Raw genomic sequence first — 14,329 nt, 5'->3', positions numbered from 1 at the left:
CCGTCGAGGGCCTGGAGAGTCCACCGGAGAGCAGCTGCTCGACCTCCTGATGGACAGTGCGCTCCCTTGATGCGATGGCAGAGTTTCGGGTGGCGGGTGCGGCGACCACCCACTGTTGCGTTCTCTACGGCTCTCTAGCGCACGGCCCGGGGTCGCGCTTGCGAGGCGCGCCCCGAGACACCGAACCCGCGACGCCCACCGGTATCTCGTGGGTGGCCTGGCTTTAGATGCTGCCGGGGATGTCGAGGACTTCGATGCCGGCCGTGGCGTGCAGCGCATCCCAGAGGTCGGTGCGATCGGGCAAGGCGTCGGTGCCGAGCACGGTGAAGTCGGTGGGGACCGCTACCGTGCTGGTCTGGTCCCCACTGGGCGCGAACAGGGCGTAGCAGGCGTGCACGTGCGTCATTTCGTGCCGCGCCCAGTAGCGGATGCCGTCGAACCCGGCTGCGCGCAGTGCCTGCGCCCATTGCTGGGTGAGCGGGTAGTCGGAGGTGGTCGAGATCTCGGATGTCATGCCGAAGCCGATTGCGGCGTTCGAGGTTGCGTCGGCGAGGTGCAGGTCTCGGGTGACTGCCACGGCGGAGATGGCTCGTTGCGCGATCTCCGGGCTCGGGATGAGCGCGATGCCGCACCAGGTTTCGAGGAGGGTGATCAGTTCGGACTCGGCGGTGTAGCAGGTTCCGTCGGGGCCGGTCAGGTCGAAGCGGCCACCGAGGCTGGTGCCGAACCACCACGGGCCGAACTTGGCCCCGTGCGTGCGGTAGGTCGTCGTGCCGGCGGGCACAGCGTGAACAGGGAACCGTCCCCGGAGTGTGTCCGGGGACGGTGGGACGGCGAGGTGTTGTATCGCTCGGGAAGAACTCACGAAGCCAGCCGTTCGGCGGCCTGCCGTGCCAGCTTGACGACATCGGCGGTGTCACCGTCGAGGAGGGCCTGCCTCGGGGTGCGGTCGTCGAGTTCGGGTTGTGGGCTCGACAGCCACGAGGCGATGGTCCAGGACTGGACGTCGGCGGACGCCCAGGCCTTCAGGGCGTCTTTGATTCCCCGGATCGGAACGTGGGGCGCGGTGTCGGTCAATCCGCCCGACCAGTAGCCGATCGTCCCGTCGGCGGCCTCGAGACGCAGGACCCGAGAGTCTCTGACGGCTTGGCTGAGGGCCTGCTTCGTCCAGCCGGTGGCGTCGACGGCCTGTTTGTGGGTCAAGATTGCGCCGATGTGGTTCTCCCATGCGCGGCGGGCCTTGAGGTTCGAGAGCACGTTCTTGACGCCGGCGGCGACGTACTTGGCGTCGACGTCGTCGAGTTGCTCGGCGGCCATCCCGCTGGCGGTGAGCTGGTCGTCGACGACCTTCTTCAGTGGTGTGCTCATGCCACCATGATCCTCGGTCAAGCAGGTCAAGTCAAGAGGTCAAGCAAAAGTGTTGCACGCTCGCTATCCAGCTTTCTGAGCAGGGGTTTCTTCCCGCAAGCATGGTAGGGATCGCCGACCTGGCGACCTTTGGCGAGTATCCGGCAGGCGCTCTGCACGCGGGGACCCGACGGCCATTCGCGGCAGCCAGACCCTCCGGTGCCTCGCCTCTTCGGCAGGGGGGCGCCCGTCGCTCGCGACCGGAGGACGTGCGCTCGGCCCCCTCAACCTCCGACCGTGCGCGCCCCTCCGAACCCCTCGAGCCGCTATTGTGAGGCGTCCGACCGCTACGCGTTTGCCAGCGGCCCGCACGCCGAAATGGGGCACCGCGAAATTAAGTAGTTGCTCGCGTTCGTTTGATCAGAAACCCGCCGGAAGGCACTTGTCCAATTGAATTGGTCGGTTGTTCAAGTATCGCATTTAAGAAAATTGTCGTATTGGTGAAACTTTTCGGGTGTCGATGCGATATGTGAAGTAAGCGGTGAACGCGATCGCGGCTCCCCTGGTGGGGGCCGGCGTCACCGGTTCTATCCGAGTCGGGACTTTTCAGAATCGAAGGTGAGCACGATGAACAAGATCGCGTTGCGCACAGCTGTTGCCTCAGCAGTCATCGCCCCTGTGATGCTCGTGGGGGCCGGCACCGCAACAGCGGCACCTACTGTCACCGCGGGCGGCAAAGGTGAGATCAGCATTGCGGTACCGGCGGGGGAGAGCTGGAACTGCTTCGCACTCGACTCGAATTTCGGATTCAAAGCCGGCGTCGGAAAGATCGGCGGTTTCGCGTCTGGATCCAATGTGAACGTTTTCTGCTTCGGAAGTGTGGCCCCGTTCTTCTTCGCCGGGAGCGTCAAGGTCTCGTAACCAACGCCTCCTGCCGAATCCGCATTTCAACTACGAGAGGCGGGTTTGTCTGGCGCCTCGGCCTGTCGATCTGCCGGCCGCGCCCGGATTACGTCGTGTAACAACGACCTCGGATGCCGCGACCGTGCGTACCGTGACCTTTCGACCCGACGGCACTCGGGGCCGGGACCGGACCTCATCAGCCCAACGCACGGTCGTCGAGGGTGATCGGGTCCGGGCCTTTCTGCCATCGCTGTGTGTTCGACCGGCATCGCCGGCTTCTGCGGCGCTGTGTGTGAAACGGTCATCAGCCTCGCTGCGATTGTCGGGTAGAGGGTCTGCGAAAACGGGGTGTCACATGTTGGGCTGGGAAGTGTGGTTCCCCTTCATGATTCCTATGGTGCAATGGCTCCGGCCGTTGCAGTGACCGCCACCGGGAACGGTGCGCGCTCAGCGGTGAGAGGCCGACAGCGGTGTCGCCGCGCCGCCGGCAGCGGTTCGCCCGTGCGTGGCCGCGTGAAGGACTGCCCGTGACGCCCTCGACAACTCCCACCGGGCCCGGTCGCGACTCGCCTGGCCACACCGGTCGCTACACGCCGCCAGGTGTCGGACCCAGCGCCGCGCTGCCGGATCTGCTGCAAGGAATCGCCGAGGCGCTGATCGAGGCACGGGTAGCCGACGCGCGGCGGGCGATGGACAGTATCGCGTTCGAGCGACGGGAGGCGACGCGACGCCGCGCTCCGCGGGAGAAAGACCTCGCCGCGATCTATGACCGGGATCGATACCTGTGCCGTTACTGCGGGATCAAGACCATCCTGACGCCGGTGATGCGCCTGCTGTCCGCGAATTTTCCCGCCCAGTTCCCCTTCCACCCGAACTGGAAGACCACCGACACGCACCCCGCGTACTGGTCACTGTCGGCCACCCACGACCATGTCGTACCGCTCTCACACGGGGGCGACCCGCTCGACGCCAGCAACATCGTCACGGCGTGCTGGCCGTGCAATTCGCGTAAGTCCGGGCTTCTCCTCGACGATGTGGGCTTCGTCTTGCGTGAGCTCGAAGAGTTCCACGTGGCGGGGCCTGGCCGACCTCTACCCTGCGTTGTGGGCGGCGTCCGGCCGCCCGGTCCTGAGCCGTGGTGATCGGTCCTGGCTCAACGCGGTGACCGTGCTCTACTCCCCGGCGTCCTCGTGAGGACGGACAGCGCTGACCGCACGGACACGGGCTGAGATCTCAACTGAGCTCGATCCATCCCCCATGCCTCTGCGAAAAGGTGCACGCGGGCAGGTCGGGGAGGCGAAAATTGCCGGCTGGTTCTGTGATCAGATCTGCGACTCGCGCGGTGGTGCAGGGTCGGCGTGCTCGGCGCGCCGGACTTTCGCGGCCGCGCGCAAGGGCGCGTGCAGGGTGTTGTACATGGCGACCAACGCGTCGACCGCCCACTGGTGGGCCGCGTCGCGGTCGGCAGGATCGTCGAGATCGACGGATCTGTACGCAGCAATGCGGGAGGCTCTGCGGTCATCGAGCCGCTCCCACACCAGATCCAGGCCGCATTGGGCCTGCCAGGAGTCGGCCTCGGCGGCGAATTCGTCGAACAGGGCGTTGTTGATGTCGGCGTTGTAGGTGTCGATGTAGGCCTCGACTCGCATGCGGTCGTCGCTGATGCTCATGCCCCAGGTCCCGAAAGGACTACCAGCAAAGGAGATCCAGTTCCCTTTCTGGGGTTTCGGGACCGAGATGGCGGGCTGGCGGGTGTTCGCGGCGGTGAGGACCTCGTGGAACAACACTTGCCGGGCAGTGTTCGCCGGGGTTGCGGTGCGGGCTTCGGCGGCGTTGCCGGCGGTCTTGACGGTTTTCTGCCAGTCGTTGGGGCGGGAGACGATGTCGAAGACCGGTGCCGGGGGTCCGTGGCCGATCTGGACGATGCCGATTTCGACTCCGAAGAAGCCGAGTTCGCTGTCGGTGTGTTCGTTGAGCCAGTCGAGGGCGCTGCGGAACTCTTCGCGGAAATTGGGGGCGACCCAGATGACGGTGGAGGCGTCGAGGCCGGAGGCGTAGACGAGACATTGTCCGAGGTGTCCGTGGTCGGTGCGTTCGAGTTGGTTCTCGATGACGACGGAGCGGTCGTTGCCGTCTTTGGCGTGGATGTCGAGGCGGAAGTCGCCGATCCGCACTTCGGTGGCGACGACGGTCAGAGTCATTTCGAGGGCGTCGGCGAGGACGTCGATGTTCTCGGCGAGCCAGGGGGTGAAGTCCCCGGATTCGGAGGTCCACACCGACCTGGCGTCCGCGATCCGGCGCAGCCTGCCCAGGTTCTTGCTGTCGAGTTCGTCCATGTCGACTCGCCCCATTTCCGGCGCACGGTCCTTCGCTGTGGGGTCAGCGTACGGCTGACCGACCGGTGTCGGCGCCGAGTTCATGGCTGGAATTGGCCTGTGTGTGGTGCAGATAGAACGCAGCCACGCGTAGGGACAGCGGCGGCCGCGGTCACCAACGCCCGTTTCCGCGGCATCGGTGCCCTGGGGTGCGGTGTGGATGCTGCGGGGCGTAGACGGCCATCGCCCCGCACCGAGGCGGTGGACGAGGGTTTCTGGCGCGTGTTTTCCCGCGGAGCGGGTCATGTTCCCGGGACGTTCGATGAGGGTGGGGCGTGTGGGTTCGGCGGGCCGCCGGGGATCACGGTGAGGGTCCAGTCGCGGCGTTCGGTGACGGCCCGGTGTAGGTGCTGTGCCAAGTGGTGGCGTTCGTCGCCACTGCGATCGTGGGTGATCGTGATTCGCCGCGTCCACCTTTCGGGCAGCCCGCGGTCGTTGATCGCCAGCCCGATGACAATCCGAAGATCGGGATCGGGCGCTCCGGTGACCACGATGCGTCCGGGTTCGCCGCCCATCTCCATCCGGGCCCCGAGCACCGCGGCGACCACCTCGGCCACCTCGAGCACGGACTGCGCCCCGACCACGTCGATGTAGTCGACTTCGGTCATCTCGGTCCTCCATTCCGTGCCGGCGGGACCGCAAAATCGCCGGCACCGTCGACCGAATCACATCACGGATGTCGGTCGGCGGTTCGAGTGGTACCGGCGGCCCATGCATCAGCAGACAGGAACGGGTTGGGTTTCACCCGTACCGGTCGGGGTTGCACGCGCACGGCTACCGAGCGCACCGTGCATTGCGTCACGCGAGGAGCGGCTCGCGTTGTGGGCGCCGTCCCCTCTCCGGTGACCTCCGACGACGCTCCCGTTGTCGTGCACCGGTGTGTCAGCCGGCCGGAGGGCAGGAGTGGTGCAATGAAGGTGTGTGACGAGGTGAGTGAGCGATGAAGCAGGTCCTGAAGGCGGTGCTGGTGTGCCTGGTGGTCGGCGCCGCGGTGCTGGTGGTGTGGGGGGTCGCGTCGCGACCGGATCCGCCCGAGCCGCCGCGCCCGCTGCCCGACACCGTGGTCACGGTCCACGGCGGACCGACGACGTGCAGTGAACTCTTCGGGCAGCCCTGTGATTTCGGGTTGCAGTCCGCCTTCAACCGGTGGGGGACAGGCCTCGCCCCGTTCGTCGATTCCGGGGTCCTGGGCCCGTACGCCGAGCGGATCGGGTTCGTGGCGTCGGCGAAGCTGAGTCTGGACGCCTGCGCACTCTCGCACACCACCGGAAAGACGGTCCTCGAATTCGTCGAACAGTCGCAACGGCAACACCCGGACGCCGGCAGCCCCGAGCTGTTTCCGTTCTGGAACCGGACCCGGCAAACCCTGTGCCCCCTGTGACCCGCACCGTCGACTACGGAATGAGGTCGGTCGATGGTGACGCCGCGTCACTTGTCGCAGGCGATACCGTCCTTGTCCCGGTCGAGTTTCGTCGAGTAGCCGGGTTCGCCTTGGTAGATCGGCGCGGCGCCGGCTGCTTTTGCGTCGGCGCAGGACGCGGAGCTGACCATTGATTGCGGGGCGGTGTGGATCGGCGCCGGCGGGTTTGCCGGGATGACGACGGGGGCTGGCGGGGGAGCAACGGCCACGGTTGTCGTGGGCGCGACCGGGGCGACCGGCGGGACGACGGCCGCCGATGTGGTTACCGGCAGGGCGGCGGTGGTCGTGGCGGGTGCCGCGCTGGTGGTGGTCGTGGGCCGTGCGCTCGACGCGTCGACCAGCCGGGCCACCGAGGCCGTGGTGGTGGTCGACGTGCTGCTGGACTGCGCGCCGGCACCGCAGCCGCTGAGGAGGGCGGAGACGGCCAGCGCTACCATCCCCAGGATTGTCGTCTTAATTCCGGCATGAAGTCAGGCAAACGGGACGTTCGGTATCAGCTGAGTGACCGACAGACGACGAAGAATGCCGCGATGACCGCTCCGCCGTTGCGGTTGTTTCGTTTGGGCGTCGCGCGCAGGTTGCTGCGCGGCTAGGGCCCCCCGGAGTCTCCAGTAACTGGCGGTGGATATGCGACCAACCCGTGGCACTTCCGGGGTACGCAAACCGTTCGGTGTGAAACATCGACAGGGTTGCGGTCGATATAACTGATGGCAGACCTTCAAAGCTCCCGGCGTGTCGTTGAATACAATCGCCGATTAGCTCGGAGTGTCGTATTCCTGTTGTTCACAGGGGTATTGCCCCCAGAATCTGCCCGGGTCAAGTAGCCAAGAATAAGGCGTGATCATGTCGAACCTCGGATATTCGGGGACTGCCGGATACCGCCGAAATAGTGAGGGCTCGACAGGGAACACCCACTTGATCGACCCTCTGTTCCATCTCTGAGAGGGGTGTTCGATGAGTGACCCGTACTACCCGCAGCCCAACGGACCGGAGCCGGGTCAGATCGGGCAGCCCAGCTCCGGCCAGCCGCTGCGGCCCCCGAAGCCTCCGAAGGCGCCCGGTGATGGGAAGCCGAAGTGGCCGTGGGTGATTGGCGGTCTCTTCATTGTTCTGGTACTGATCATCGGAATCGTGGCGAATGCAGGCGACGACGAGACCGCGCAGAATGTAGGTGCCAGCTCTAGCAGGGCCGCGGCCACTTCCACAATGTCGGCTGACGAGTTCAAACGCCAGAGTGAGGCGCGGGCCGCGGAGGCCGAGCGTCAACGTCAGGCTGCGGAGGCGGAACGTCAGCGGGTGGCGGCGATCGAAGCGGCGAGAATGGATCGCAGCACGTACGAGGTGCTGGGGGAACGGGACTTCGCGCTGCTGGCGAAGAACCCTGATGCGAGCAAGGGCCGCAAGATCGTGGTCTACGGGGTGGTTACCCAGTTCGATTCGGCGACGGGGACGACGACCTTCCGGGCGGACACCGCCGCTGGGCCGAGTGATCGCTCGTATGACTACGACCAGAACACGGTTGTCACGGGTGCGCGGAGCCTTCTCGCCAACGTCGTCGAGGACGACCTCCTGACGATGTACGTGGAGGTCCTCGGTTCGTACTCGTATGAGACGCAGATCGGGGGCAACACGACGGTGCCGCAATTACAGGCGAACATCATCGACGTGACCGGCTCGGCTAACTAGCTCATACACCTACACATCTTTGTGCACTGACCTTCTGGTCCGGGCCGGTCACAATCATGAAGTTCGGTTCGGCCCGGTTCTCGGTCGGTGGGACAAATCCGTGCCCTGCATCGGGCGTTCGACAACGTCAGGCCCGCCGCCACAAGCACTTCCAGGCCGCGCCTTCGAGCGGTAACGATTGATCGCGTTCAGAGGATGAAACTATGTAGAGATTCGCGGATGTCAGTTCCGTACTCTTCACGTCGAGTGGTGCTGTCATCGTTGCTACGCGACGGGTCTCCTAACGCGCAGAACTCAAACCTCAGAGCAGGACAATCGTGGACATACAGCTTGCACCCGGCCTGAAGCAGAAGACTGCCGACAAATTCGTACGTCACCTGAGCGGTCATCTCATTCCTGGCGAACAAATCCAGGCGTTAGCCGCAGCCTCCCAGTTCCGGCCGATCCTGGACGGACTCGCCGTCACTAACCTTCGGGTCGTCGCCTTCCTCTCAGGCGAGTTGAAGCGAAAGCCACCAGCGGTATCAGTAGCTTTGGCTGACGTCGCGCGAATGGAGTACATCGACAGGCTCACCAGCTCGCAGATAGTCGCTCACCTCCACAATCGAGAAGTGGTGAGCGTAGCCACGATCCTTGTCCGGGACGCGAATTTCATTCGTACAGCCGTCGAATCGGCGCGCATAGACAACCGAAGCGGACAAAGGTCGCCACACCACGCAAGCAACCAGCTGCCTCAACCTCCCTTGCCCCGACCCATCGGTCCTCCACCGCCGACATCAGGCCCACCCCCCCACGGATATGGCAGTGCCTCCTTCTTCCACACCCGGAGCTCCCACGCGGCCGAGGCCGGAAGGAACATCGAGTCAGGTCGGGGCCGAACCATCCTCGAGTCCCATACGGATCGCCGCTGCCTGCCTGACGGTCCTCCTGGCGATGATCCTGGTCGGGTCTTTGGCCGGGGGGAATCTCAGTGCGACTGCGATCATCGGCGGTCTCCTAATTCCAGTGGCATGGTTCGGGTTCGTCACGCCCGTGCGCCGGCGCGAAGCGTCCCGACAGGGCAGGCAGCCAACTCCCGCGCCGACTCTGGTGACCGCTGGGCTCGCGTTGGTGGTGATCGGCTTGCTGGCAGTCGGCGCTGCAACCACCCCTGAGCCCGACACTGATTTCACCGCCGGCGACGCCGCGATCACGACGGCGTCCCCGTCGGAGGGGCTGCAGGCCAGTCCACCAACCAGCGCGCCAACTAGAGCTCCAGACACGTCGAACAGTGTGTCGAGCACTTCCCCGAGCGCAACTAGTCCACCACTTCAGTTCAGCGAGGCTATGGTTCGCGCGCACGGCGTTACAAAAACGGACAAGGGCGGCCAAAGCAACATCCGATTCGTCGGAGGCACCGACAGTGTCGACGTCCTTGCTGATCTCACCGAACAGTGCATCGACCACTACCTAGAACAGACGAAAGCCGCATACTGCTACGCCTACGGCAGCGATATCGACTACGAACTCAAGACGTTCGACTGGGCCCCGGAATTCGACGAGAGCGTATTCGGCGGCTCACGCCCATGCTGGGTCTACCACGGCGGCCAACCGATCTCGGGAGCACAGGACCGCAGTATGAAAATGACCTCGGGTATCGAGTACCTGCTCGCGAACTGCCCGGGCACCATCGCCTACCCCGACGAAGACGGATCCCTCGCTGCAGAACGAACCCGCAAGGCCCAAGCGCAGGCAGCGGCCCAGGCGTCGAGACCTCGCAATCCGTGCGCCCTCGTCGACACCTCTGCCCTCGAGCGATATGGCTTCAAGTCGGTGCTCGGTGACGTGACCGGCGGCGACCCGACCTCGTATCTCCCAGATGGTGCCACGGCCTCTTACGGCTGCCAAAATTCCGAACTCGAATTGATCTTCACCGTCAACGCATACCCCGCCGCAGACCTCGCCAGCAGCTCTGTCACCCAGCAGACACCACAACCCGACGATTTCCTCCTCAAAGATGGCGGCTTCGTAATCGACATCCCGGAAGGATGGGCAGTAATCAACGAATCATTCGGGAGCAGTGAGGCTCGGTGGTCCACCGGATCCTACGAATGATGGCGCTCGCTGAAATTCCCCAGTAACGCTCACTGAAATTCCCCACCCGTGTGGCTCCGCCAACGAGGGCGGGTCTCCCTCGATGCTGATGGTCTCTGACCACACATCAGCCAGTCGAAGGAGACCCGCGTTCACATGCTGACATGGGAGGACGATGTGGAAGTACATGCCCTACGCAAACGAGGTTGGTCGATCTCGGCGATCGCCCGCCACACCGGCCGGGACCGCAAGACCGTCCGGGCCTACCTGAACGACGAACGCACCCCCGGAGTGCGTAAACGCCGCGAACCGGACCCGTTCGCACCGTTCGTCGACTACGTCACCTGCCGGCTGTCCGAGGACCCGCATCTGTGGGCGCGCACGCTGTGCGACGAACTCGAGGAGCTCGGGTATCGGCTGTCGTATCCGACGCTGACCCGCCAGATCCGCGACCGCAAACTCCGCCCGGTGTGCGCGGCCTGCGCGAACGCCACCGACCGGGTGAACGCGATAATCGACCATCCGGCCGGTGAGGAAACCCAGTGGGACTGGGTCGATCTACCGAACCCACCCGCCTCCTGGGGCTGGGGTGCGATGGCGCACCTGCTCGTCGGCTCGCTGGCGCATTCCGGGCGCTGGCGCGGGATCCTGGCGCCGGCGATGACCCAACCGCATCTGGTCGACGGCCTCGACCGGGTCAGCCGCCGGCTCGGCGGTGTGACGCGGGTGTGGCGGTTCGACCGGATGGCCACCGTCTGCCATCCCGAGTCGGGCCGGGTGACCGCCAGCTTCGCCGGCGTCGCGAAGCACTACGGCGTCTCGGTGGCGATCTGCCCACCCAAAGCCGGGAACCGCAAAGGGGTGGTCGAGAAGGCCAATCACACTGCCGCCCAACGCTGGTGGCGCACACTGCCCGACGACGTCACGGTCGAACAGGCGCAGCAACGCCTGGACGAATTCTGCCGGGTGCGCGGCGACACCCGGATGCGGGCCACCGCCGACGGCAAGGCCTCGGTGGCCACCGTCGCCGCCGCCGAACCGCTCACGGCGCCCCCGGCCACGCCGTATCCGGCGATCCTCACCGAACCCCGCACCGCATCCCGGCAGGCACTGGTCTCGTTCCGCGGCAACCGGTACTCGGTGCCTCCGGAGCTGGCGTCGGCGCAGGTCACCGTCACCCGGGTGCTCGGGGCCGAGATGATCGACATCATCACCGCCGCGCAGATCACCATCGCCCGCCACCGCCTCGCCCCGGACGGCGCCGGCGTCACGGTCCGCGACCACGGCCATGTCTACGCGCTCGAGCAGGCGGCCATGGCGGCCGCCGGCACCGGTGGGCGCCCGCACCGCCGGAAGGAACGGATCCCACCCGGGCCCGCCGCGATCGCGGCCGCGGAGGCATTGCGCCGGGGCACCAGCGAGTCGAACACGACGAACTTCGGCGCAGCCGAAACATCGCAGATGCCAACGCCATCGACCGTCATCGACCTGTCCACCTACGAGCGGGCCGCCCGCGGAAGGAACACCCTGACATGAACACCACCCCTGCCGCCGATGCGGTTCCGGCGCCGAACACCCCCGCGGCGGCCAGCCTCTACCAACGCCTGCGCGGTCATCTGGCGGTGCTCAAGCTGCACGACGCCGCCGAAGCGCTGCCGGCGGTCCTCGACCGCGCCCAGAAGACCAACCTGTCGATGACCGCCACCCTCGAAGAACTCCTCGCCATCGAGGTCGATGCCACCGAGGCCCGCCGTTTGGCCGGACGGTTGCGGTTCGCGTGTCTGCCGACCCCGGCGTCGCTCGAGGACTTCGACCACGATGCCGCCCCGAGCCTGGACCGCAAGCTCATCGCCGAGCTCGGCACCTGCCGCTACCTCGAGACCGCCACGAATATCCTGCTCATCGGCCCGCCGGGGGTGGGAAAGACGCACCTGTCGGTGGGGTTGGCGCGGGCTGCGGTGCACGCCGGGTACCGCACCTACTTCACCACCGCCGCCGACCTCGCCGCCCGCTGCCACCGGGCGGCGATCGAGGGCCGGTGGGCGACGACGATGCGGTTCTACGCCGGCCCCACCCTCCTGATAATTGATGAACTGGGCTATCTCCCGTTGCCCGGTGAGGCGGCGTCGGCGTTGTTTCAGGTTGTGGCGCAACGATATCTGAAGACTTCGATCATCGTGAACACGAACCGCAGCGTGGGTGAGTGGGGTGAGGTCCTCGGCGACACCACCGTCGCCGCGGCCATGCTCGACCGGCTGCTGCACCGGTCGGTCGTGCTCAACCTCGACGGCGACTCCTACCGTCTCCGCGACCACCACGCCCGCGCCGAAAACCTCCGCAAAGCCACCACCGCAACCCGGCAACCGCTACAGTAAACACCGCTCACAGGTGGGGTGCCTCTCTATTTGTCAAGCCGCCCTTGCGGAATCCGCTTCGTTTAGTCGGCATAGACGTTTCTCGTCGGCGAGCATGATGCGCCAGACGTGATCGGACAGGTGACGCTTGAGGGCGCGCCTCGCCGCTGCGGGCGTTTTGCCCTCGGCGATTTTTTTGTCGTAGTAGCCGCGGCCGGCGCTGGCGGGCATCCGGATCTGGACCACCGCGATGGTGTAGAGCGCGCTGTTGAGTTGTCGGTCGCCGTAGCGGGAGAGACGGTGGCGATTGGTGTCCGCGCTGGCTATCTGTACCGGCGCGGAACCGTTGTAATTCGCGTAGGCCGCGGTGGTCGGGAACCGGCTGGCCCGTCCCGTGCGACCGATCAACCGGGCGGCGGTCACCGCACCGATCCCGTCTACCTCCCGCAGACGGGTGCCGTGCTCGTCGAGCGTTTTGGCCATCTGTTTCTCGTTCTCGGCGAGCTGACTGTCGAGGCGCTTGATGTCGGCGATCAAGTCTCGGCACAGGCCGACGCGGGCCCGGTCCACCTCGCTGCGGGCGCGGAAGCCCCGTAATAAGGCGGTGGCTGCGGCCGCGGTCAGCGAGGTCGGCGCACCGCCCGCGAACAACTGCCGCAGCAACGCGTGCAGCTGATTGACGAGACGGGTGCGACTGTTAGACAGGTTCGTTCGACGTTCGTCGAGCAAGGCCAGGATATCGGTGGGCCCCTCCGGGGCCACTGGGCGGGCATCGCCCTGCAACGCGGCGACACAGGCCGCCGCGGCCGCGTCGATGCGGTCGTTCTTGCGTCGGCCGCCGCGGGAGAGTTCCCGCACCCGGGCGGTGGCGGTGGTCGGGACGTCGAGCACCACCTCCCCGAGAACGAGCAGCCACTGCGCGAGGTGATGGCCGAGTCCCTCGGCGTTCTCGATCGCCCACTTACGCGTGGGCCAGGCCTTGGCCCAGGCGATCAGCGTCCTGTAGCCGGTGAGGGTGGCGTCGATGCGGATCGAGCCGAGGTCGGTGTTGGTGGCTGGGTCGACCGCGGTCGCGGTGTGGGTGGACTTGTGGGGATCGATGCCGATGACGATCATGGAAGACGGTTCCCTTCTCTGCCAGGGGTTGGGAATCCGCGGAGGACAATCCGACTTCAAGTACCTCTCACAGCAGCTTGGGGTCACGCCTCTCTTCAGTCACTCCGCGAACGCAGACCGGAGGGTCGACACACCCCACCAGGGTCAACCCGACGAGTGGGTGACAGGAATTACGCGAGTCAGCCCTCCGGTCTGCTACGGAACATAACGGGTAGACGAACCCCGTCACGCCGCTGACACTCATATAAGTCGGAATTTCGCCGAGCAGAAGTGGGGAATTTCGCTGAGCCTCGTCACGAACTCGAAGTGACTCTTAATTCCATGCCGGTGGTTCCCGGAACGGACATCGGTCAGCCCGCAGGGGACCTCGTCGACACGATCAACGACCTGGCGCGCGCGGCCAATGACCGTATCGCCGCAGATAATTGGTGATATGAGGGTATCGAACGCCGTCCACACCCCCATCCCTGCCCAGAATATGGTGCTGTGGGGTGTAGCTCAGGGTGATGGTGGCGACGCGGACCCAGTCGCAGCGGCCACCTGCGGGGCGTGATTGCGGGGACTTGGGATGCGTGCACCTCGGCCTCCCCGATCGCGGTGGTGAGGTTTAGTCAATGCACGAACCGATGCTCCGTTCTCCATGGGAAAGTATGTGAGATCCCTTGCCGACGTGACGGTTCGCGCGATGACGCGGCCCCGGCGGCCCATCCACGTCGCATGCTCGAACGACAACGTGTTGCCTGCCCCCCGGCAAGGGTACGACGGCATCGACTTGTGCCGCTGGCACGGTGCACCGACGAGCGCAGCAGTCAGCGGCGTGAGCGTTGCGATTCCGGCCGCGAGTAGGCGTGGCAGACGGGGGCGCAATGAATCCTTCATCTCGATCATCCTGTGAGCTGGCCTGCCTCCGGCCAGCCCGCCAGGCCAACTATGAGTGTGTCGGGTAGCGGCGGCACCTAATAGTACTTTGTTAGGTGGGGAAGGTGTGGTCACAGAGTGGGCAGGTACCGATCCAACGGGCAAGTGCGCGTTGGAGTTCGCGGAGAACGGCGTAG

General features: G+C 65.7%; 13 protein-coding genes. 7 read left to right on the top strand and 6 right to left on the bottom strand.

Annotated elements, in window-relative coordinates; all coding sequences use genetic code 11:
• Positions 1–223: 223 nt before the first annotated feature.
• Together ACFTZB_RS19895 and ACFTZB_RS19890 are read right to left on the bottom strand one after the other, a co-directional pair.
• Entirely contained in the window at positions 224–784 is a 561-nt protein-coding gene (locus tag ACFTZB_RS19895; RefSeq protein WP_378433667.1) for an RES family NAD+ phosphorylase, read from the bottom strand.
• Positions 785–861: 77 nt separating this feature from the next.
• The gene (locus ACFTZB_RS19890) at positions 862–1,368 is read right to left on the bottom strand and encodes a hypothetical protein (RefSeq protein WP_378433666.1); all 507 of its coding nucleotides are present in this window, start codon (positions 1,366–1,368) and stop codon (positions 862–864) included.
• A 606-nt stretch (positions 1,369–1,974) separates the two neighbouring features.
• On the opposite strand from ACFTZB_RS19890, the gene ACFTZB_RS19885 reads away from it, so the two are divergent.
• Complete coding sequence (locus ACFTZB_RS19885; RefSeq protein ID WP_378433665.1) at positions 1,975–2,268, top strand: hypothetical protein; 294 nt, start codon at positions 1,975–1,977, stop codon at positions 2,266–2,268.
• A 509-nt stretch (positions 2,269–2,777) separates the two neighbouring features.
• Positions 2,778–3,392, top strand: a complete 615-nt coding sequence (locus tag ACFTZB_RS19880; RefSeq protein ID WP_378433664.1) for an HNH endonuclease — start codon at positions 2,778–2,780, stop codon at positions 3,390–3,392.
• 180 nt (positions 3,393–3,572) lie between these two features.
• Here ACFTZB_RS19880 and ACFTZB_RS19875 read toward each other — a convergent pair whose 3' ends face one another.
• Together ACFTZB_RS19875 and ACFTZB_RS19870 are read right to left on the bottom strand one after the other, a co-directional pair.
• Positions 3,573–4,601 (bottom strand): DUF4268 domain-containing protein, encoded by a 1,029-nt coding sequence (locus ACFTZB_RS19875; RefSeq protein WP_378433663.1) that lies wholly within the window; start codon positions 4,599–4,601, stop codon positions 3,573–3,575.
• A 266-nt stretch (positions 4,602–4,867) separates the two neighbouring features.
• A complete protein-coding gene (locus tag ACFTZB_RS19870; protein WP_378433662.1) occupies positions 4,868–5,233 on the bottom strand; it encodes a hypothetical protein in 366 nt (121 codons plus the stop codon).
• Between the two features lie 332 nt (positions 5,234–5,565).
• On the opposite strand from ACFTZB_RS19870, the gene ACFTZB_RS19865 reads away from it, so the two are divergent.
• A complete protein-coding gene (locus ACFTZB_RS19865; protein WP_378433661.1) occupies positions 5,566–6,006 on the top strand; it encodes a hypothetical protein in 441 nt (146 codons plus the stop codon).
• Between the two features lie 47 nt (positions 6,007–6,053).
• On the opposite strand, the gene ACFTZB_RS19860 is transcribed toward ACFTZB_RS19865, so the two are convergent.
• Positions 6,054–6,482 carry an excalibur calcium-binding domain-containing protein gene (locus ACFTZB_RS19860; RefSeq protein ID WP_378433660.1) on the bottom strand — a complete coding sequence of 143 codons (429 nt, stop codon included), beginning with the start codon at positions 6,480–6,482 and terminating at the stop codon, positions 6,054–6,056.
• Between the two features lie 517 nt (positions 6,483–6,999).
• Between ACFTZB_RS19860 and ACFTZB_RS19855 the strand changes: the two genes are divergently transcribed.
• The 4 genes from ACFTZB_RS19855 (at position 7,000) to istB (ending at position 12,179) form a co-directional block, all read left to right on the top strand.
• Positions 7,000–7,731, top strand: coding sequence for a DUF2510 domain-containing protein (locus tag ACFTZB_RS19855; RefSeq protein WP_378433659.1), 732 nt, complete (start codon positions 7,000–7,002; stop codon positions 7,729–7,731).
• A gap of 1,005 nt (positions 7,732–8,736) precedes the next feature.
• Complete coding sequence (locus ACFTZB_RS19850; RefSeq protein ID WP_378433658.1) at positions 8,737–9,825, top strand: hypothetical protein; 1,089 nt, start codon at positions 8,737–8,739, stop codon at positions 9,823–9,825.
• Between the two features lie 135 nt (positions 9,826–9,960).
• Positions 9,961–11,340, top strand: a complete 1,380-nt coding sequence (locus tag ACFTZB_RS19845) for a transposase (RefSeq protein WP_378433657.1) — start codon at positions 9,961–9,963, stop codon at positions 11,338–11,340.
• A complete protein-coding gene (gene istB / locus ACFTZB_RS19840; protein ID WP_378433656.1) occupies positions 11,337–12,179 on the top strand; it encodes an IS21-like element helper ATPase IstB in 843 nt (280 codons plus the stop codon). Before ACFTZB_RS19845 ends, istB begins: the two co-directional genes overlap by 4 nt.
• 33 nt (positions 12,180–12,212) lie before the next feature.
• On the opposite strand, the gene ACFTZB_RS19835 is transcribed toward istB, so the two are convergent.
• On the bottom strand, positions 12,213–13,274 hold the full coding sequence (locus tag ACFTZB_RS19835) for an IS110 family transposase (RefSeq protein ID WP_378433655.1): 1,062 nt from the start codon (positions 13,272–13,274) through the stop codon (positions 12,213–12,215).
• Positions 13,275–14,329 lie beyond the last annotated feature (1,055 nt).

This window comes from Rhodococcus sp. NPDC057014 (genome assembly GCF_042673295.1).
In the GTDB taxonomy this organism is placed as follows: Bacteria; Actinomycetota; Actinomycetes; order Mycobacteriales; family Mycobacteriaceae; genus Rhodococcus_F.
This window is presented reverse-complemented; position numbering and strand designations above follow the sequence as displayed.

Coding starts and splice junctions, on each gene's coding strand:
- ACFTZB_RS19890 (WP_378433666.1), bottom strand. CDS start 1,368: ATGAGCACACCACTGAAGAAGGTCGTCGACGACCAGCTCACCGCCAGC.
- ACFTZB_RS19885 (WP_378433665.1), top strand. CDS start 1,975: ATGAACAAGATCGCGTTGCGCACAGCTGTTGCCTCAGCAGTCATCGCC.
- ACFTZB_RS19875 (WP_378433663.1), bottom strand. CDS start 4,601: ATGGGGCGAGTCGACATGGACGAACTCGACAGCAAGAACCTGGGCAGG.
- ACFTZB_RS19870 (WP_378433662.1), bottom strand. CDS start 5,233: ATGACCGAAGTCGACTACATCGACGTGGTCGGGGCGCAGTCCGTGCTC.
- ACFTZB_RS19865 (WP_378433661.1), top strand. CDS start 5,566: ATGAAGCAGGTCCTGAAGGCGGTGCTGGTGTGCCTGGTGGTCGGCGCC.
- ACFTZB_RS19860 (WP_378433660.1), bottom strand. CDS start 6,482: ATGGTAGCGCTGGCCGTCTCCGCCCTCCTCAGCGGCTGCGGTGCCGGC.
- ACFTZB_RS19855 (WP_378433659.1), top strand. CDS start 7,000: ATGAGTGACCCGTACTACCCGCAGCCCAACGGACCGGAGCCGGGTCAG.
- ACFTZB_RS19845 (WP_378433657.1), top strand. CDS start 9,961: ATGCTGACATGGGAGGACGATGTGGAAGTACATGCCCTACGCAAACGA.
- istB (WP_378433656.1), top strand. CDS start 11,337: ATGAACACCACCCCTGCCGCCGATGCGGTTCCGGCGCCGAACACCCCC.
- ACFTZB_RS19835 (WP_378433655.1), bottom strand. CDS start 13,274: ATGATCGTCATCGGCATCGATCCCCACAAGTCCACCCACACCGCGACC.